The organism is Jejubacter calystegiae, from assembly GCF_005671395.1.
Classification (GTDB): domain Bacteria; phylum Pseudomonadota; class Gammaproteobacteria; order Enterobacterales; family Enterobacteriaceae; genus Jejubacter; species Jejubacter calystegiae.
Window position 1 is genome coordinate 4,902,674 of sequence record NZ_CP040428.1, and the last position, 19,198, is coordinate 4,921,871.

Consider the following 19,198-nt stretch of genomic DNA (forward strand, 5'->3'; position numbering starts at 1 on the left):
CCACCCGTCCTGTGATGAAATCAGCGCCGGATAAACGCGGCGCGACAGGGCTATATAGTATCGCGGCTTAACGCTGCCAGACGATTTTTTTCAACGTCCATTCTTTCAGAGTGTCGTCAGAAGGCATCAGCCCTTCCGGTCCGCGCCAGGTACCGCCGAACAGATAGCTCAGGTGCTGGCTGTTCGGCGCCTTGCAGACCACCAGTTCAGCATCGTCGCCGCTGCCTTTGGTGCAGGCGCCGTAAGCCTTGCTATACAGGTCGCTAAAGGGCGTTCCAGGCTTCACGTCGCCGTCAGCGGTGGCGATATCCTCGTCCATCACCTCGATTTTCCCGACCTGGCCGCCATCGCCGCTGATAATCAGCGCCACTTTGTCGTCCTTCAGGGCTTCGTAATAGCTCATCACCCGCCCGTTGGTCATCCTCATACCGCTGCGCAACCGGTAATCCCCGTTCAGGCCGTCGGCAAGAGCCTCTTCGTTAAGCGGCGTGGCGGCGCTGATGCCCCCTACGCCGTTATCACTGACGCTGATAGAGGAACCAAACCAGTTCCAGGGCGCCATCTTCGACCAGTGAACCTCAGACAGGGTCGAGCAGCCGCTCGTCATCAGTACCAGCCCCCCGATCAGTAATGCTCGCAGTTTATTCATTCTCATTCCCGAACTTGTTGTATGACGCACTATTGGAGTGCGGCATCAGGTAAAAGTGCCAACCTGCTCAAAACAGGCACGCAGGCGGTGGCTGACCAGAAGCCACCAGAACGCCAGCAGATCGACGATAAGCAACGCCAGCGCGGTCACGGTTTCCGCCTCTCCCTGTGCCAGCATCCACAGTTGCCAGAGTGAAAGGGCTAATTGTGCCACGATAAGCACCCACCGCCATCCCCGCCACAGTCGCACAAACCGGTGACGGCGTCCGCTAAGCAGAAACGCCAGGGCTGCGGGGATCCCCGCCAGCAGGCCGAGCCAAAAGGCGGTACGGTCCGGATAGAACAGTGCGAGCAGCGTCTCCCCCTGCTGGCGTGAGGCTCCTGCCAGCACCAACAGTACCCAGGTACGAGCCTGTAGCACCAGCACCACCCAAAATAGCGGCGGCAGCCTTAACCAGCCCTGGCTATTATAATCAGATGCTTCCCACATATGCCTTAAGCTTTAGATAAGATGGAAGCGGTAAATTATGGCATTGTGAAAGCCGTACGCACATATGCGTAACACGAATAAGGAGATTAAGATGAAAAAAAGCGTTCTGGCTCTGCTGTTCGCCGCTGCCACTCTGACCACAACCTCTGCAATGGCTCAGAATGGCGGTTTTTCCGGTCCGGATACTCAGTCGACCCAGCGTCAGGGGGGGTTTGTTGGTCCTAACGTTTCCAATACCACGGTGGAAAAGGCGAAAGGTCTGCGCGACGATAGCTGGGTGGTGTTGGAAGGCAGTATCGTACGTAAAGTCGGCAAGGAACTGTATGAATTCCGCGACGCCAGCGGCTCAGTCAATGTCGATATCGACGACGACATCTGGGGCGGTCTGACGGTGACCCCGAAAGATAAAGTCCGTATCGAAGGTGAAGTGGATAAAGACTGGAACTCGGTCGAAATCGACGTTAAGAGAATCACCAAACCGTAATCGATTATTGCGCCCCGTTGAGCCACGGGGCGCGCTTCAGCTTCATTTAGTACTCTTCATCTTCTATCAGACGTCGCCCAAGATTAATCACATCCTGCTGTTCATACCCCAGACGCTCATACATTCCAATGACCACGTCATTATCTTCGCGCACCTGAATGTTGATTTTTGGGCAGCCCCTGGCAATCAGCTTTTTCTCAAGACGGCTGAGCAGCGCATTGGCGATACCGCGACCGCGGAATTCCGGATGCACCCCCAGATAGTATGCCGCCCCCCGGTGGCCGTCGTATCCACCCATTAACGAGCCGACAATCTCTCCGCCCACTTCGGCGACCAGGAACAGATCCGGGTCATGATTCATTTTACGTTCGATATCCATTTCAGGATCATTCCAGGGGCGCAGCAGCTCGCAGCGTTCCCAGAGCGTAATTATCTCTTCGAAATCATCCTGGCGAAAAATGCGTATCTCCATGAGTAGCCCCGCGTTTTTACCCTGAAAAGGCTGATTATGGCTTCAATAGAAGAAATAGCCAATATCCTGGCCTCACAACATCGCTATCGGTGGCATAATAGCGACTGTCATTGATTGAAATGAAAAGTAAAACATTTGTTATCAGCCGCTGGCGTTTCACAAGTTACGATAGGATATAACAACACCCCGCCCCAGGGGCGTGGCTAAAGTAACAATAATGGAGCCTTCAGGCTTCAAGGGACATCACAAAGACAAAACAACAAGGCCGTATGAGTAAAATAAAGACGCTGCAACCCATTGCATCACGCCGCCAGTTTTTATTAACCGGTCTGGCTGCACTGACCTTTGCCGGACTCAATAGCGCGTACGCCCGGGAAGAGAGTAAGGCATTAAAGACCCAGAACGGGCACAGTACCCCCAGCCGTAAATCCGGCGGTCGCCGGGTGATCGTACTGGATCCCGGCCATGGCGGTATCGATAGCGGCGCGCTCGGGAGCAACGGCTCCATGGAGAAGCACGTAGTACTGGCCATCGCCAAAAACGTGCGTACCATTCTGCGCCAGAAGGGCTACGATGCCCGTCTGACCCGCACTACCGACGAATTTATTCCACTCTATGACCGGGTGGAGATCGCCCACAAGCACGGCGCCGATCTCTTTATGTCGATCCACGCGGACGGCTTTACCAACCCTTCGGTTTCCGGCGCATCGGTCTTTGCGCTCTCTAACCGCGGCGCCAGTAGCGCTATGGCCAAATACCTTTCCGAGCGTGAAAACGCCGCCGATGACGTGGCGGGCAGCAAGGCCAAAAATCGCGACCACTACCTGCAGCAGGTGCTGTTCGATCTGGTTCAGACCGATACTATAAGCAACAGCCTGACCCTGGGATCTCATGTGCTTAAGCAAATTCGCGCGGTTCACCGCCTGCACAGTAAGAGCACTGAACAGGCCGCCTTTGTGGTGCTAAAATCACCTTCTATACCGTCGGTACTGGTGGAAACCTCATTTATCACCAACCCTGCAGAAGAGCGCCTGTTGGGCACCACCGCATTTCGTCAGAAAATCGCCCATGCCATCGCGGGCGGCGTGGTGAACTACTTTAACTGGTTCGATAACCACAAGGCTCACTCTAAACGCAAAGCAGCATCATGAAACCCGATATTCAAAAAGTAAAAACCTACCTGCAGGAACTGCAGGACAGCATCTGTCATGAGCTCGCCAGCCGTGATGACAGCCGTTTTCGCGAAGATAACTGGCAGCGCCCGGGCGGCGGCGGCGGTCGTACCCGGGTACTGAATGGCGAGCTATTCGAACAGGCAGGGGTTAACTTTTCTCACGTCCACGGCGACCAGATGCCGGCTTCCGCCACGGCGCACCGCCCCGAGCTGGCAGGCCGCAGTTTCGAGGCGATGGGGGTTTCGCTGGTAGTGCATCCGCGCAATCCTTACGTTCCCACCAGTCATGCCAACGTGCGGTTCTTTATGGCTGAAAAGCCAGGGGCCGAACCGGTGTGGTGGTTTGGCGGCGGTTTCGATCTCACCCCCTATTACGGCTTTGAGGAAGATGCCCGCCACTGGCACCGCACCGCGCGCGATCTCTGCCAGCCGTTCGGCGAAGAGCTCTACCCGCGCTACAAGAAGTGGTGCGATGAATATTTCTGGCTGAAACACCGGGATGAACAACGCGGTATTGGCGGTCTGTTCTATGACGATCTGAACATCCCGGACTTCGACCACTGCTTCGACTTCACTCGCGCCGTCGGCCAGGGGTATCTGGACGCCTATCTGCCGATTGTCGACAAGCGTCGCACCCTGTCCTGGGGCGAGCGCGAGCGCGAATTTCAGCTGTGGCGCCGCGGGCGCTACGTGGAGTTTAACCTGGTCTGGGATCGCGGCACCCTGTTTGGCCTGCAGACCGGTGGGCGCACCGAATCGATACTGATGTCGATGCCGCCGCTGGTGCGCTGGCAGTACGACTACCAGCCCGAGCCTGGCAGCCCGGAGGCTACGCTGGCGCAATTCATCCGCGTTCGCGACTGGATTTAATCCCCTCAACTGCATCCCGTTTCTGGCGGGATGCCTCGCCGCTTAAGTTATCCTTCTAATATTTTAAAATTCGTATTAGAATATTTGCACGCAATTCCCCGCCAAGAAAAACCCTATTAAACATCCATCCCCCCCATTAACTTCTTATATATGAAACTTATCCATACAATTATAGCCGTTCGTTTTCAATAAAACTCTTTTAATAAAAGTAATCAACATCCCTTCTTAGTTTTCATGTTTTTGTTACATTTGCAGAACTATACAGTTCATTACTGGCTGTTTAGATTTTTTGATTGCCATTATCACTATGAACTGGAGGAGCTATGCAATTAACGCCGCGTGAGATGGAAAAACTCATGATATATACGCTCGCTGATGTAGCGAGCAGACGTAAAGGGAGGGGGCTAAAACTTAATCATCCGGAGGCGGTCGCCATGATTACCGTCGCGGCGCTGGAAGGCGCCAGAGAAGGAAAAACGCTTGAAGAGGTGATGCATGACGCCCGCCATGTGCTGTGCCGCCAGGATGTTATGGATGGCGTCAGCGAGCTTATACCACACGTGCAGGTAGAAGCCATCTTTACCGACGGTAGCCGCCTGGTCACTATTCACGATCCGATCCTGTGATATTCGCAACCGCGCTATTCGTCGTTATTCTTAATGGAAATGCACAATGTCTAAAAAAAGAACAGAACAAACCGTCGTTCCTGGCGAGTATATTCTTCATGAATCACCGATCGCTTTTAATGAAAAAAGAGAAGAAATCCGAATTAAAGTCAGAAATACCGGTGACCGCCCAATTCAAATAGGCTCCCACTTTCACTTCTTTGAAGCAAATAAAGCCCTACTGTTCGACCGTCATGCGGCCTATGGCAAACGCCTGAATATTGCCTCAACGACAGCCATCCGCTTTGAACCTGGAGATGAAATAGAGGTGCCCTTAATTTCAGTAGGCGGAAAAAAGACGCTGTATGGATTTAATAACCTGGTCGATGGCTGGACAGGCGAAAGCCCGATCGCAAATGGAGAGCGGGCCGAAAAAATCCGGACGGTAAATAACGCGATAGCCCTTGGCTATCAGAATCTGAAAGACGAAGAGCCGCCGGTTGCGGAATAAGGAGCAGTCATGCCAGTTATCTCACGTCAGGAATATGCGGGCCTGTTTGGCCCCACCGTTGGCGATAAAATTCGCCTGGGCGACACCAATCTGATTATCGAAATCGAAAAAGATCTGCGCGGCTACGGCGAAGAGTCAGTTTACGGGGGCGGTAAATCGCTGCGCGATGGCATGGGAGCCGACAACCGCCTGACCAGCAGCGGCGTACTGGATCTGGCGATCACCAATGTCACGTTACTCGACGCCCGCCACGGAGTGATTAAGGCCGATGTGGGGATTAAGAACGGCTGTATTGTCGGCATCGGTAAGTGCGGCAATCCCTCGATCATGGACGGCGTCACGCCAGGCATGGTGGTAGGCGTCGGTACCGATGTGATCGCCGGAGAGCACCTGCTCCTGACCGCGGCAGGCATTGATACGCATATTCACTTTATCTCTCCCCAGCAGGCTGAGCACGCGCTTTCTAACGGCATCACCACCTTTTTTGGCGGCGGCGTGGGCCCAACGGACGGTTCCAACGGCACCACGGTCACCGCCGGCCCCTGGCATATTCACCGGATGCTGCGCGCCTTCGAAAGCCTGCCGGTTAACGTCGGTATTCTGGGTAAGGGGCACGCCTCGCAGGCTGCGCCGCTGGAAGAGCAGATCCTCGCGGGCGCGGTCGGGCTGAAAGTCCACGAGGACTGGGGGGCCACCGGGTCCGCACTACGCCATGCGCTGCGGGTCGCAGACGATATGGATATTCAGGTCGCCGTACACACCGACAGCCTGAACGAGGGAGGCTACGTAGAAGATACTATCGACGCCTTTGAAGGGCGCACCGTCCACACCTTCCATACTGAAGGCGCCGGCGGCGGGCACGCGCCCGATATTATTAAGGTGGCGTCGCTCACGAACGTACTGCCCAGTTCCACCAACCCCACCCTGCCGTTTGGTATTAATAGCCAGGCCGAGCTTTTCGATATGATCATGGTCTGCCACAACCTCAATCCTCAGGTTCCCGCCGATGTCGCTTTTTCGGAAAGCCGCGTGCGCCCTGAAACTATCGCCGCGGAAAACGTGCTGCACGATATGGGGGTACTGTCGATATTCTCCAGTGACTCGCAGGCAATGGGTCGGGTGGGTGAAAACTGGCTGCGGGTCATGCAGACCGCGCATGCGATGAAGGCGGCCAGAGGCAAGCTACCGGAAGATGCGGAAGGTAACGATAATTTCCGGGTACTGCGCTACATCGCCAAAATCACGATCAATCCTGCCATTGCTCAGGGTATCAGCCATGTTCTGGGATCTGTCGAGATCGGTAAAATGGCCGATCTGGTGTTATGGGATCCGCGCTTTTTCGGCGCTAAACCCAAACTGGTCATTAAAGGCGGAATGATTAGCTGGGCGGTTATGGGCGACCCCAACGCGTCATTGCCCACACCTCAGCCCACCTTCTATCGCCCCATGTTTGGCCATCAGGGCAAGGTTGCCCAGGAAACCTGCGTGACCTTCGTTTCGCGGGCGGCCAGAGAGGCCGGTATTCAGGATAAGCTCGGTCTGGAACGCCGGGTGATGGTGGTTCACAACTGCCGGGCAATCTCCAAGGGCGATATGGTCCGCAACGCAGAAACGCCGCGCATTGATGTCGATCCCGAAACCTTCGCCGTCCGGGTAAACGACGAACACGCCACCGTCAAGCCGGTGAAACACGCGGTGCTTAACCAGAAATACTTCTTCAGCTAACCGGAGTGCTCATGATCATTGTTGAAACGATTCTGGGTAACGTAAAGCGTGACCCCCTGTGGCAGCAGCGCCTGGCGCAAATCGATGCCGACGTCCTGGCGCTTTCCCAGTGGGAAGCGCAAAAGAGCCGCTGTCGCAAACTGACCCGCGACGGAATCGAGCTGGGGATCGCGCTGACGCGCAACCAGCTGCTGAGCGACGGTGATGTACTCCTGTGGGACGAAGCCCGACAGCTGGCCGTGGTGGTACACATTCAGCTGCGCGACGTTATGGTGATCCAGCTCCAGACGGAACCTGGGTCGGCGCTCAGGATCGCCTTCGAACTGGGGCACGCGCTGGGCAACCAGCACTGGAAGGCGGTCATCCGGGATAACCGCATCTTTGTTCCGCTCATCGTGGCCCGCCACGTTATGGAGACAGTGCTGAAAGCTCACGACTTTCGCCATATTGCCTGGTCTTTCGTCCCCGGCGAAACGGTGCTACCGGCGCTTACGCCATCAGAAGCGCGCCTGTTGTTTGGCGGTGCGGAGGATGCCAGCACCCACGTTCACGTGGACACCCTGCGCTCATGAACGCGTTACGTCTGATACGCATCCTTCAGTTTGGGGATTCAGTACTGCCGGTTGGCGCCTTCGCTTTTTCCAGCGGCGTTGAATCTGCCATCCAGCACGGCGTGATACGCGATGTCACCACTCTGGCCGACTTTACCCGCGACGCTCTGCGCCAGGCGGCGACCGGGGATGCCCGGGCCGTCGCCTCCTGCTGTCGCGCCCTGACGCAGGACGATCGCCCACGGGTGCTGGCCCACGATCGGATGCTGGTTAACCGCAGACTCAACGAAGAGGGCCGGGTGATGCTAACGCGCATGGGTAAGAAAATGGCGGAGATGGCCGCAGAAATTACCGGCGATGAACGCACCCTGTGGTGGCTGGCGCAAATCAGGAAAGGCGCAACTCCAGGAAGCTGGCCCATCACTCAGGCTCTGGTGATGAGTTCGTTGAATACGCGGCCGCGCGAAGTGGTCGCCACCCATCTGTACGGTGTGGCAATGGCCCAGCTCAGCGCGGCGCTAAGGCTGATGCGCATTACCCATATCGAAATACAGAAAATCCTGTTTGAACTGAACCTGGACATTGAAGCGTTGTGCGATCTGGCGGAACAGGAAGACGTACATCAGATGGCCAGCTACGCGCCAGTCGCCGAAATTCTGGCGGCGCTGCACGTAAAAGCCTTTACCCGTCTGTTTAGTAACTAAGGAAAAAGAGTGAAAAAGATTACCCGCATCGGCGTGGGGGGACCCGTCGGATCCGGCAAAACCGCCATTATTGAAGTGATTACTCCGCAACTGATTCAGCGCGGCATCAGCCCGCTGATTATCACCAACGATATCGTCACAACCGAGGACGCAAAGCAGGTTAAACGCACCCTGAAGGGTATCCTGGACGAAGAAAAGATTCTCGGCGTAGAAACCGGCGCCTGTCCTCATACCGCAGTCAGGGAAGATCCCAGCATGAATATTGCTGCGGTCGAAGAGATGGAAGCCCGCTTTCCCGACAGCGATCTGGTACTGATTGAAAGCGGCGGTGACAACCTGACCCTGACCTTTAGCCCGGCGCTGGCCGACTTTTATCTCTACGTCATTGATGTGGCGGAAGGCGAAAAGATCCCGCGCAAGAATGGTCCGGGCCTGGTACAGGCCGACATTCTGGTTATTAACAAAACGGATCTGGCGCCTTATGTCGGCGCCAGCCTGGCGGTGATGGAGCATGATACCCGCCAGGTTCGCGGCAATCGCCCCTACATTCTGACCAACTGCAAAACCGGTGAAGGCGTGACAGAACTGGTCGATATGATTATGCGCGACCTTTTGTTCATTCATCCTCAGAAGGGGGCGCAATGACTATCGCTCAGGCGTTTGACGCAATAGCACAGCTCGGGCAACGCGCGCCTGAGCTTGCCATGTACCAGGACGAGCCGCCACAAATGGCCAGCGGCAGCGCAGGAAAAAACGGCTATCTGCATCTGTCTTTTGCCCAACGAGGCGAACGCAGCGTGCTGGCGGATATGGATCGGCGGGCGCCCAGCCTGGTACAGCGAGCGCTCTACTGGGACGAGTCCATGCCGCAGATGCCCTGCGTCTTTATGATCTCCACCTCTGGCTGCGTGTTACAAGGCGACAGGCTGATGCTGGACATCCATATGGCCCCTGGCGCCTGCGCCCATGTCACGACGCAGTCGGCAACCAAAATCCACGCGATGACGCACAACTACGCCATCCAGCGTCAGCAGATCGTACTGCAAGAAGAGAGCTATCTGGAACTGATGCCGGATCCAACGATCCCCCACAGCGGTTCCCGTTTTCTGTCGGACACCCATATCACTCAGCATCCGACGGCCACGCTTCTCTATAGCGAGATACTCGCATCAGGCCGCAAGCACCATCCGGCCGATCGCGGGTTCCGTTTCACTCTCTGGTCGTCGCATATCTGCGCCAGCCGCCCCAGCGGCGAAGAGATCTTTAGCGAACGCTACGTGCTGCGCCCCGACAGCCAGCCGCTAAACGGCTGTGGCGTAATGGGGCCTTTCAACGTATTCGGTAACGTCATTCTGCTTACGCCGGTACGCTACCACGCCTGTATCCTGGCGCGAACCCGGCCCAGGTATCATCCCGACGCGGGCATAGCCTGCGGCGCCAGCCTGCTGCCAAATGAGGGCGGGCTGATATTCAAAGTACTGGGAATGGAACCGCGCCATGTGAAATCGGCGATCCGGGAGTTCTGGCAGATTGTCCGTGAAGAGATCATCGGCGTCGGCCTGAGTGCTCCCTTTCTCTGGCGCTAAGGGGGAAATATGCAGTTACTTTTATCATGGCGCCGCAATCCGCCGGGCCAAATCCTGAGCTGGACGCTGCGCGGCTGTTCACAGGTCATGTTCCAGAATAACCCAACCTGCGGCCTGCTATTTTTTATCGCCATCTTTCTTGCCGCTTTCCAGGCCGGTATGCCGCAGATTGCCTGGGGCTGCCTGCTGGCCACCGTTATCGCGACTATCACCGCCGCGCTGCAAGCAACCGATCGCGCCGGGCTGGCTCAGGGGCTGTATGGCTATAACGCCTGTCTGCTCGGCGTTGCGCTGCCAACATTTCTGGCTCCAGGCCCCCTGATGTGGTGCTCTATTGTTTTCTGGAGCCTGCTATCGCCCGGAATCACCGTGGCTCTGAATCGCTGGCTGGCGCCCGGACCTCTGCCAGCACTGACCGCGCCTTTTGTACTGGCAAGCTGGGTAACGCTGCTGGGCAGCTATCATTTTAATGCTCTCCCACCGGCGCATCTGCCACCGCCGGAGCTTCCGTTGGCACGCGTCTTTACGGACATTCCATCACTCCCCGGCGATCTGCTCAGGGAATTCCTGTCTGGCGTATCTCAGGTCTTCCTGGCCGATAACGCCCTGTCCGGCACCCTAATCCTGCTGGGATTGGCGATATCTTCCCCGCGGGCGATGGGCTATGCCCTGCTGGGGGCCGCGCTGGCGCTAAGCATCGCCTGGGGGCTGCAGGCAGAACCCGCATCATTGAGAGAGGGGCTATACGCCTTCAGCGCCGTACTCACGGCTGTCGCGCTGGGCAGCGCCTTTCCTGTTCCGGGGAAGTCAGCACTCCCCCGCTGCCTGGCTGGAATTCTGTCCACGGTACTGGTTCAGGGCGCCTTTAATACGCTACTGGCACCGTTCGGCATCCCTTCATTAACCATGCCTTTCGTCTCGGTAACCTGGTGTTATCTGCTGTCCGCGCCTGGCTCCGAACCGACTAAGGAGAGGGACTGTGTTTAAAATCTCAGAGGAAAAAACCCGCCAGCGCGCCGTCCTGCTGCTGCTACTGCTGCTGCTGATAAATATCGGCGTCTGGCTGTTAACCTTCGCAACCTTTGGCCACAGTAGCGCCCTGATGGGCACAGCGCTACTCGCCTACAGCTTCGGGCTACGGCACGCAGTAGACGCCGATCATATCGCCGCTATCGACGGCGTGACCCGCAAACTGATGCAGCAGGGGCAAACCCCCACAACCGTGGGAGCTTTTTTCTCGCTCGGTCATTCGACCATCGTGATCCTGGCTTCGCTGGCCATCGCCTTCACGACGCTGCATTTTCGCAACCGGCTGGAGGGAATACACGCCATTGGCGGCACCTTCGGTACGATAATATCGGCCCTGTTCCTGATGGCCGTAGCGCTGATTAACCTCAGCATTCTGCTGACCATCTGGAAAAAATTCCGCATGATCAAACGGGGAAAGGCTCCGCCGACTGAAGCGCCCGACGCGCTGCAAACCGGCGGCTGGCTGAGCCGTCTGTGCCAGCCGCTATTTCGTCTGGTCAACCACAGCTGGCATATGTACCTGGTCGGTTTTCTTTTCGGTCTGGGCTTCGATACCGCCACCGAAATTGGCCTGCTGGGGCTTTCCGCCGCCGGAGCAGAGCAAGGCATGAGCGCGGCTTCGCTCATGCTATTCCCTGCCCTGTTTACCGTAGGGATGATATTTATCGATACGCTCGACAATATGGTGATGATCGGTGCCTACGGCTGGGCTTTCTCACACCCGCTACGCAAGATGTACTATAACATGACGATCACCGGCGCTTCCGTAGTGGTCGCGCTGTTTATCGGCGGCATTGAGGCATTAGGGCTACTGGTCGATAAACTGGGGCTGCACGGCATATGGTGGGAAAAAATCGCGGCGCTGAACGATAACCTGGGCAATATGGGGTTCTGGGTACTCGGGCTGTTCGTTCTGTTCTGGCTGGTCTCGCTGGTGAATTACCGGCTATGCGGCTACGACAGGCTACAGGCAGAAGGTCAGAAGTAGCAAGGAAAACCGATCGCCTGGGCGATCGGTTTTTCCGGCGGGCTTACAGCGGGTTGGTCTGGGCTTCAACCACCGCCAGCGCTACCATATTCACGATACGACGTACCGAAGCGATAGAGGTCAGCACGTGAACCGGTTTGGCGACGCCCATCAGCACCGGTCCTACCGTCACCCCTTCCGAACTGGAAACGCGCAGCAGGTTGTAGCTGATACGCGCCGCTTCCATATTCGGCATAATCAGGATGTTAGCCGAGCCTTTCAGCGGGCTGTCCGGCATACGATCGTTACGGATGTTCTCCATCAGCGCCGCATCACCGTGCATTTCACCGTCGATCATCAGATCCGGCGCTCGCTCGCGCACCAGCTCCAGGGTCTGGCGCATCTTACGAGCCGCCGGAGCATCCGAAGAGCCGTAGTTGGAGTGCGACAGCAGCGCCACTTTAGGTTCAATCCCGAAGCGACGCACGGTTTCCGCCGCCATCAGGGTGATTTCCGACAGCTGTTCCGGCGTCGGATCGTCGTTCACGTAGGTATCGGCAATAAAGGTGTTGCCGCTCGGCAGCATCAGCGCGTTCATCGCCCCGGCCGCACTTACCCCTTCGCGATAGCCAAACAGTTTCTCCACCACCGAGAAGTGCTCGTGATATTCGCCAATCGTACCGCAGATCAGCGCGTCGGCCTCGCCACGGTGCACCATGATGGCGCCGATGGCGGTAGTGTTGCTCAGGATCGCCCGCTGGGCCTGCTCCTGAGTCACGCCGCGGCGCTTCATGATCTCGTAATACTCACTCCAGTACGATTTGTAGCGCGGATCGGATTCGTTGTTCACGATCTCGAAATCACGACCCGGCTCGATCTGCAGACCCAGTTTCTTGATGCGCATTTCGATCACGCTCGGACGACCGATCAGGATAGGCTTCGCCAGCCCCAGCGAGATTAGCTCCTGGGTGGCGTGCAGCACGCGGTTGTCTTCGCCTTCCGCCAGTACCACTCGCTTGGGATCCTTACGCGCCTGGGAGAAGATCGGCTTCATAAACAGGTTGGTCTTATAAACAAACTCGGTCAGCTTATCCTTATAGGCTTCGAAGTCGCTGATGGGCCGCGTCGCCACGCCGGAATCCATCGCCGCTTTCGCGACGGCCGGCGCGATCTTAACGATCAGGCGCGGGTCGAACGGTTTGGGGATCAGATATTCCGGCCCGAAGGAAAGCTCCTGATCGTCATAGGCGGAAGCGACTACTTCGCTCTGTTCGGCGTGGGCCAGTTCGGCAATGGCGTGTACCGCCGCCAGCTTCATCTCTTCGTTAATGGCGGTGGCGCCCACGTCCAGCGCGCCACGGAAGATAAACGGGAAGCAGAGAACGTTGTTAACCTGGTTGGGGAAGTCGGAACGGCCAGTGCAGATAATGGCGTCCGGGCGCACCTCTTTCGCCAGCGGCGGCATGATTTCCGGCTCCGGGTTAGCCAGCGCCAGAATCAGCGGCGAGTCGGCCATCTTCTTGACCATCTCCTGAGTCAGCACTTTCGGGCCGGAGCAGCCCAGGAAGATATCGGCGCCTTCAATCGCCTCACCCAGGGTACGCTGGCCGTTGTCATCGACGGCGTAGGCAGCCTTGGTTTCAGCCATGTTCTCTTCACGGCCCTTATAGATAACACCTTTGGAGTCGCACACCACGATATTGTGCTTCTGCATACCCAGCGCCACCAGCAGGTTCATACAGGCAATAGCTGACGCGCCCGCGCCAGAAACCACCAGCCGCACATCGGAAATGTTCTTCTTCACCACCCGCAGGCCGTTCAGCACCGCGGCAGTACAGATGATGGCGGTACCGTGCTGGTCGTCGTGGAAGACCGGAATATTCATGCGCTCGCGCAGCTTCTTCTCAATGTAGAAGCACTCGGGTGCCTTAATGTCTTCCAGGTTGATCCCGCCGAAGGTCGGCTCCAGCGCCGCCACCACGTCGATAAGCTTATCGGAATCCGTTTCGTCAACTTCGATGTCGAACACATCGATGCCGGCAAACTTCTTGAACAGCACGCCCTTCCCTTCCATAACGGGTTTACCAGCCAGTGCGCCGATATTTCCCAGCCCCAGCACCGCAGTACCGTTAGAGACCACGGCCACCAGGTTACCGCGCGCCGTGTATCTGTGGGCCGCGAGGGGATCGGCGGCAATCTCAAGGCAAGGTACCGCCACGCCCGGGGAGTAGGCCAGCGCCAGGTCGCGCTGGGTTGCCAGCGGCTTGGTCGGCGAAACCTGAATTTTGCCCGGCACGGGGAACTCGTGGAAATCGAGGGCACTTTGCTTTAACTGTTCGTCCATTTTTTGTTCCTATCTTTTTCGCTAAGGAAGATGTCAGGGATATGGCGCCATCTGGCACCGGTAGAGTATCGCGCCGAGCCGCCACGCAAACTTTGAACAGAGCCAAAGTATCAGCATCACGGGTCTCGAAATGTTATTTAGTTTTAACCGTTATGTTACATATCCTGCAAAGCATTACCACACCTCTCTGCTATCCTTTTTCTGTTATGCCACAAGGTATTTTCTATACCCTAAATAATTCGAGTTGCAGGACATGGCTGCCGCAGGCAGATATGAACGTGCTTCAGCACGGCCCCGAAGGGGCGAGGCCCACCAGAGCCTCGTCACGCGGCAAGGGAGTGACAAACCGGTTTACCGGTTTGAACAGCGCTTGCGGCTTACCCTCCAGGTGAGCCAAAGGCTCATCATCCCCAAGAGCATAGAAAACTATGTGACTGGGGTGACAAATCTGTCAGGAACAGATTTGAACGCACGATAAGTGCGGCCCTGGAAGGGTGAGGCCCATGGATGGGCCGAATAGCTGAGCGTAGCCAACGCACCTGCAGCTTGAAGTATGACGGGTATATAACCAGGGAGTTTAAAATGAACCAACTAGACGCCGTCAAACAGTTCACCACCGTGGTTGCCGACAGCGGCGATATTGAATCCATTCGCCACTATCAACCCCAGGATGCCACGACCAACCCATCCCTGCTGCTTAAGGCCGCGGCGCTGGAGCAGTACCAGCATCTGATTAACGATGCCATTGAATGGGGCAAAAAGCAGGGGGACACCCATGAAGAGCAGGTCATGAATGCCTGCGACAAGCTGGCGGTTAACTTTGGCGTAGAAATTCTTAAAAGCGTTCCTGGCCGGGTTTCTACCGAAGTGGACGCCCGCCTCTCCTTCAACCAGGAGAAAAGCATTGCCAAAGCCCGCCGCCTGGTGGAGCTGTATCAGCAACAGGGGATCGATAAATCACGCATCCTGATCAAACTCGCCTCCACCTGGGAGGGTATTCGCGCCGCAGAGCTGCTGGAACAAGAGGGTATCAACTGTAACCTCACCCTGCTGTTCTCTTTCGCTCAGGCCAGAGCCTGCGCCGAAGCGGGCGTCTTTTTGATCTCGCCGTTCGTGGGCCGTATTTACGACTGGTACCAGGCGCGTCAGCCCCTGAATCCTTACGTGGTGGATGAGGACCCCGGCGTGAAGTCGGTGCGCAATATCTACGCCTGGTATAAGCAACACAACTTCGGAACCATCGTGATGGGCGCCAGCTTCCGCCGAACCGAACAGATTCTGGCGCTGGTGGGCTGCGACCGCCTGACCATCTCTCCGTCCCTGCTCCAGCAGTTACAGGAAAGCGAAGAACCGGCGCCCCGCAAGCTGGTCCCCAATTCACAGGGCTTTAAACGCCCGGCCCCGCTTAACGAGGCGGAATTCCGCTGGGAACACAATGAAGACCCCATGGCGGTGGACAAACTGGCCGAAGGCATTCGGCTGTTCGCCATCGATCAACGCAAGCTGGAGGATCTCCTCTCCTCCAGATTCTAACTGCCTTCCCTGGAGTGAATAATGAACCGACAACAACTTGCCAACGCTATCCGCGCCCTGAGTATGGATGCCGTACAGAAGGCGAATTCGGGGCATCCCGGCGCGCCTATGGGGATGGCGGATATTGCCGAAGTGTTATGGAACGACTTCCTGAAACATAATCCCGCCAACCCGCTGTGGCAGGATCGCGACCGCTTTGTGCTCTCAAACGGGCACGCCTCGATGCTGCTCTACAGCCTGCTGCACCTGAGCGGCTACGATCTGCCGCTGGATGAGCTGAAAAACTTTCGCCAGCTCCACTCCCGAACCCCCGGTCACCCCGAATCCGGGCTGACGCCCGGCGTTGAAACCACCACCGGCCCACTGGGCCAGGGGCTGGCCAACGCCGTGGGGATGGCGATTGCCGAACGCACCCTGGCGGCACAGTTTAACCAGCCGGGCCACGAGGTCGTCGACCACTATACATGGGTATTTATGGGCGACGGCTGTCTGATGGAGGGGATCTCCCACGAAGCCTGTTCACTGGCCGGAACCCTTGGGCTGGGTAAGCTGATTGGTTTTTACGACTGCAACGGCATCTCTATCGATGGCGAAACCAAAGGCTGGTTTACCGACGACACTGCCAGACGCTTCGAAGCCTATCACTGGCACGTGGTCCATGAGATTGACGGCCACGATCCGGAAGCTATCCGTCGTGCGATTCAGGAAGCCCAGCGGGTGAAGGACAAGCCTTCGCTGATTATCTGCCGCACCATTATCGGTTTCGGCTCCCCCAATAAGGCCGGTAAGGAAGAGGCGCACGGCGCGGCGCTGGGCGAAGAGGAGGTGGCGCTGGCCCGCAAACAGCTGGGCTGGACATATCCCCCCTTCTCGATTCCCGATGATATCTACCAGGCGTGGAATGCCAGAGCGCGCGGTGAGCGTGCCGAAGCCGAATGGGAGAGCCGGCTGGCGCAATGGAGCGAAGCCAACCCGCAGCAGGGGCGAGAGTTTATGCGTCGGATGCGCGGCGAACTACCGGAAGACTGGGCGGCCCTGAGCCAGGGGGTGATCCATCAGTTGCAGGCCAACCCGGCGAAAATAGCCAGCCGTAAGGCATCGCAGAACTGCCTGAACGCCTTCGGCCCGTCGCTGCCGGAGCTGATGGGCGGCTCGGCAGACCTGGCCCCCAGTAACCTGACCATCTGGTCCGGCTCTCGCTCGCTCAAAGAGGATATCGCCGGGAACTACATCCACTACGGGGTGCGCGAATTCGCCATGACCGCCATCAGCAACGGTATCGCCCTGCACGGCGGCTTTCTGCCTTACAGCGCCACCTTCCTGACCTTCGTGGAATATGCCCGTAATGCGGCACGCATGGCGGCGTTAATGAAGGCCCACCAGATTATGGTCTATACCCATGACTCCATTGGTCTGGGGGAAGACGGACCAACTCACCAGGCGGTAGAGCAGCTCGCCAGCCTGCGCCTGACCCCCAACTTCAGCACCTGGCGCCCCTGCGATCAGGTCGAAACCGCAGTCGCCTGGAAAGCGGCCATTGAACACCGCACCGGCCCCACGGCGCTGATTCTGTCGCGTCAGGGGCTGCCGCAGATGGATCGCACGCCGCTACAGCTCGACGCGATAGCCCGCGGCGGCTACGTACTGAAAGAGAGTCAGGGGAAAACCGAACTGATTCTGATCGCCACCGGCTCGGAAGTAGCGGTAACGATGCAGGCGGCAGAGCGCCTTGAACAGGAAGGCGTGGGCGTACGGGTAGTGTCATTGCCTTCCACCGACACCTTCGACGCCCAGGATGACGACTGGCGCGAGTCGGTACTGCCCGCCCGTATCGGCGCCCGGGTGGCAGTCGAAGCGGGTATTGCCGATTACTGGCGGAAATATGTCGGCCTGCACGGTGATGTGGTCGGTATGACCAGTTACGGCGAGTCAGCCCCGGCGGAGCAGCTTTTCCCGTTCTTCGGCTTCACCGTCGACAATATCGTGGACAAAGCGCGCCAGACCCTGGCGCGGCAGTCGCGTTAACCAGAGCATGGACCCAGGGAAGGGTCCGCGTTAATCCATCATGCCCAGCAGTTGCAGATGCTGTAACAGGATAACCGTCTTGCCGTCGCGAATCTCGCCGCTGCGCACCATCGCCAGCGCTTTCTCAAACGGAAGTTCCAGCACATCTATATCTTCATCATCGACGCCGCCGCCAGCGTTAACCCGCGTGGCCTCGCTATATTCGGCCATAAAGAAGTGAATCAGTTCGGTCACGCCGCCGGGCGACATATAGAGTTCGAACAGCTTCGTCACCTCTCCCACTTCAAAGCCGGTCTCTTCTATTGCCTCTTTACGGGCACAGGCTTCAGGCGCGTCGGCGTCCAGCAGCCCGGCACAGCTTTCAATAAGCATACCGTCGGCGTTACCGTTAACCCAGGTCGCTACCCGAAACTGACGCGTCAACACCACGCTGCGCCGTTCCCGATTATAGAGCAGGATGGTGGCGCCATTGCCCCGATCGTAAACCTCCCGCTTGTGGCGCACCACCTCGCCGCTCCCACGAGTCAGGTCATAGGTGATATTGCGCAGTACGAAGTAGTTTTCCGACAGGATCTTATCTTTAATTACGTCTATTTTTAGCGATGACATAGTTGCTCCAACGACTTACGGCTCGCCCCTATACTACGTGGTAAGGCAAAATTTGTCGCGGCTCACAAAAAAGCCGCCCGGTCAGGGGCGGCTGAGACTGATGACAAACCCGGGTCGAACCTGTTCGGCCAGAATCACCAGAAAAATAAACAAGGAAAATCAATTCATTGATTTTCGGCTGATAATCACAAAGAGGGAAAAACCACGTTTTTTCCCTCTTTGTCATCAACCTGAGCCGCCCGGTCGGGGCGGCTCAGGGTCAGGATTAAAATCCGTTCTTAATACCGTGCATCTCTGGCAGCTTATGGGCAATACCCTTATGGCAGTCGATACAGGTCTGCCCCTCTTTCACCGCCCGATCGTGCATCTTCGCCGCCACCGTCTTCTGGGCGGTAAAGTCCATATAGTCGAAGTTATGACAGTTACGGCACTCCTGGGAGTTGTTGTTTTTCATTCGCCGCCACTCGTTCTGAGCCATGGCCAGACGATGATCCTCAAACTTCTGTGGGGTATCGATAATCCCGAAGACTTTGGCATACAGCTCTTTACTGGCCTGGATTTTACGCACCATCTTCGGGCCCCACTCGTGGGGAACGTGACAGTCCGGGCAGGTGGCGCGTACGCCGCTGCGGTTGTTGTAGTGTACCGTCTCCATATACTCCTGGTAGACGGTATTACGCATCTCGTGGCAGCTGATACAGAACTCTTCGCGGTTGGACATCTCCATACCGGTATTGAAACCGCCCCAGAAGATAATACCGGCACCGAAGCCAACCAGCAGTAAAGTGCCGAGCGCCAGACGGCTCGGACGGCGCCACCAGCGCCACAGACGGCGAATTACGCCCGGTTTTTTTTGCTCTTCCATCATTCG

The 19,198-nt window shown here is 57.1% G+C and carries 20 protein-coding genes; 14 read left to right on the forward strand and 6 right to left on the reverse strand.

The annotated features are described in order from the left end of the window. Positions 1-67: 67 nt before the first annotated feature. Both FEM41_RS22995 and FEM41_RS23000 read right to left on the reverse strand, forming a co-directional pair. Complete coding sequence (locus tag FEM41_RS22995) at positions 68-649, reverse strand: RpoE-regulated lipoprotein (protein ID WP_138098811.1); 582 nt, start codon at positions 647-649, stop codon at positions 68-70. 45 nt (positions 650-694) lie between these two features. Next, the gene (locus FEM41_RS23000; protein ID WP_138098813.1) at positions 695-1,138 is read right to left on the reverse strand and encodes a DUF2919 domain-containing protein; all 444 of its coding nucleotides are present in this window, start codon (positions 1,136-1,138) and stop codon (positions 695-697) included. A gap of 91 nt (positions 1,139-1,229) precedes the next feature. On the opposite strand from FEM41_RS23000, the gene FEM41_RS23005 reads away from it, so the two are divergent. Further along, a complete protein-coding gene (locus tag FEM41_RS23005; RefSeq protein ID WP_138098815.1) occupies positions 1,230-1,622 on the forward strand; it encodes a YgiW/YdeI family stress tolerance OB fold protein in 393 nt (130 codons plus the stop codon). A gap of 46 nt (positions 1,623-1,668) precedes the next feature. Here the strand turns inward: FEM41_RS23005 and FEM41_RS23010 are convergent, their stop codons facing one another. After that, on the reverse strand, positions 1,669-2,094 hold the full coding sequence (locus FEM41_RS23010) for a GNAT family acetyltransferase (protein WP_138098817.1): 426 nt from the start codon (positions 2,092-2,094) through the stop codon (positions 1,669-1,671). Between the two features lie 269 nt (positions 2,095-2,363). Between FEM41_RS23010 and amiA the strand changes: the two genes are divergently transcribed. The 11 genes from amiA (at position 2,364) to FEM41_RS23065 (ending at position 11,837) form a co-directional block, all read left to right on the forward strand. Further along, positions 2,364-3,245, forward strand: coding sequence for an N-acetylmuramoyl-L-alanine amidase AmiA (gene amiA / locus FEM41_RS23015; RefSeq protein ID WP_138098818.1), 882 nt, complete (start codon positions 2,364-2,366; stop codon positions 3,243-3,245). Beyond that, a complete protein-coding gene (hemF, locus tag FEM41_RS23020; protein WP_138098819.1) occupies positions 3,242-4,138 on the forward strand; it encodes an oxygen-dependent coproporphyrinogen oxidase in 897 nt (298 codons plus the stop codon). The genes amiA and hemF overlap by 4 nt, the downstream gene beginning before the upstream one ends. 323 nt (positions 4,139-4,461) lie before the next feature. Then, entirely contained in the window at positions 4,462-4,764 is a 303-nt protein-coding gene (locus tag FEM41_RS23025; protein WP_138098820.1) for an urease subunit gamma, read from the forward strand. A gap of 46 nt (positions 4,765-4,810) precedes the next feature. Next, positions 4,811-5,254, forward strand: coding sequence for an urease subunit beta (gene ureB, locus FEM41_RS23030; protein ID WP_138098821.1), 444 nt, complete (start codon positions 4,811-4,813; stop codon positions 5,252-5,254). A 9-nt stretch (positions 5,255-5,263) separates the two neighbouring features. After that, the gene (locus FEM41_RS23035; protein WP_138098822.1) at positions 5,264-6,979 is read left to right on the forward strand and encodes an urease subunit alpha; all 1,716 of its coding nucleotides are present in this window, start codon (positions 5,264-5,266) and stop codon (positions 6,977-6,979) included. An 11-nt stretch (positions 6,980-6,990) separates the two neighbouring features. Then, positions 6,991-7,551, forward strand: coding sequence for an urease accessory protein UreE (locus tag FEM41_RS23040; protein ID WP_138098823.1), 561 nt, complete (start codon positions 6,991-6,993; stop codon positions 7,549-7,551). Further along, positions 7,548-8,234 (forward strand): urease accessory protein UreF, encoded by a 687-nt coding sequence (locus FEM41_RS23045; protein WP_138098824.1) that lies wholly within the window; start codon positions 7,548-7,550, stop codon positions 8,232-8,234. The genes FEM41_RS23040 and FEM41_RS23045 overlap by 4 nt, the downstream gene beginning before the upstream one ends. Positions 8,235-8,243: 9 nt before the next feature. Further along, positions 8,244-8,879, forward strand: coding sequence for an urease accessory protein UreG (gene ureG, locus FEM41_RS23050; protein WP_138098825.1), 636 nt, complete (start codon positions 8,244-8,246; stop codon positions 8,877-8,879). After that, positions 8,876-9,820, forward strand: coding sequence for an urease accessory protein UreD (locus tag FEM41_RS23055; RefSeq protein ID WP_138098826.1), 945 nt, complete (start codon positions 8,876-8,878; stop codon positions 9,818-9,820). The genes ureG and FEM41_RS23055 overlap by 4 nt, the downstream gene beginning before the upstream one ends. A 9-nt stretch (positions 9,821-9,829) precedes the next feature. Then, complete coding sequence (locus FEM41_RS23060; protein ID WP_138098827.1) at positions 9,830-10,807, forward strand: urea transporter; 978 nt, start codon at positions 9,830-9,832, stop codon at positions 10,805-10,807. Position 10,808: 1 nt separating this feature from the next. Then, a complete protein-coding gene (locus tag FEM41_RS23065) occupies positions 10,809-11,837 on the forward strand; it encodes a HoxN/HupN/NixA family nickel/cobalt transporter (RefSeq protein ID WP_421805498.1) in 1,029 nt (342 codons plus the stop codon). Between the two features lie 43 nt (positions 11,838-11,880). Here the strand turns inward: FEM41_RS23065 and maeB are convergent, their stop codons facing one another. Beyond that, entirely contained in the window at positions 11,881-14,160 is a 2,280-nt protein-coding gene (gene maeB / locus FEM41_RS23070; protein WP_138098829.1) for an NADP-dependent oxaloacetate-decarboxylating malate dehydrogenase, read from the reverse strand. 582 nt (positions 14,161-14,742) lie between these two features. Between maeB and tal the strand changes: the two genes are divergently transcribed. Both tal and tkt read left to right on the forward strand, forming a co-directional pair. Beyond that, entirely contained in the window at positions 14,743-15,693 is a 951-nt protein-coding gene (gene tal, locus FEM41_RS23075; protein WP_138098830.1) for a transaldolase, read from the forward strand. Between the two features lie 21 nt (positions 15,694-15,714). Further along, on the forward strand, positions 15,715-17,718 hold the full coding sequence (gene tkt / locus FEM41_RS23080) for a transketolase (RefSeq protein WP_196240474.1): 2,004 nt from the start codon (positions 15,715-15,717) through the stop codon (positions 17,716-17,718). A 30-nt stretch (positions 17,719-17,748) separates the two neighbouring features. Here tkt and nudK read toward each other — a convergent pair whose 3' ends face one another. Together nudK and napC are read right to left on the reverse strand one after the other, a co-directional pair. Next, positions 17,749-18,327 carry a GDP-mannose pyrophosphatase NudK gene (nudK, locus tag FEM41_RS23085; RefSeq protein WP_138098832.1) on the reverse strand — a complete coding sequence of 193 codons (579 nt, stop codon included), beginning with the start codon at positions 18,325-18,327 and terminating at the stop codon, positions 17,749-17,751. 265 nt (positions 18,328-18,592) lie between these two features. Further along, a complete protein-coding gene (gene napC, locus FEM41_RS23095; RefSeq protein WP_138098834.1) occupies positions 18,593-19,195 on the reverse strand; it encodes a cytochrome c-type protein NapC in 603 nt (200 codons plus the stop codon). Positions 19,196-19,198: the final 3 nt, after the last annotated feature.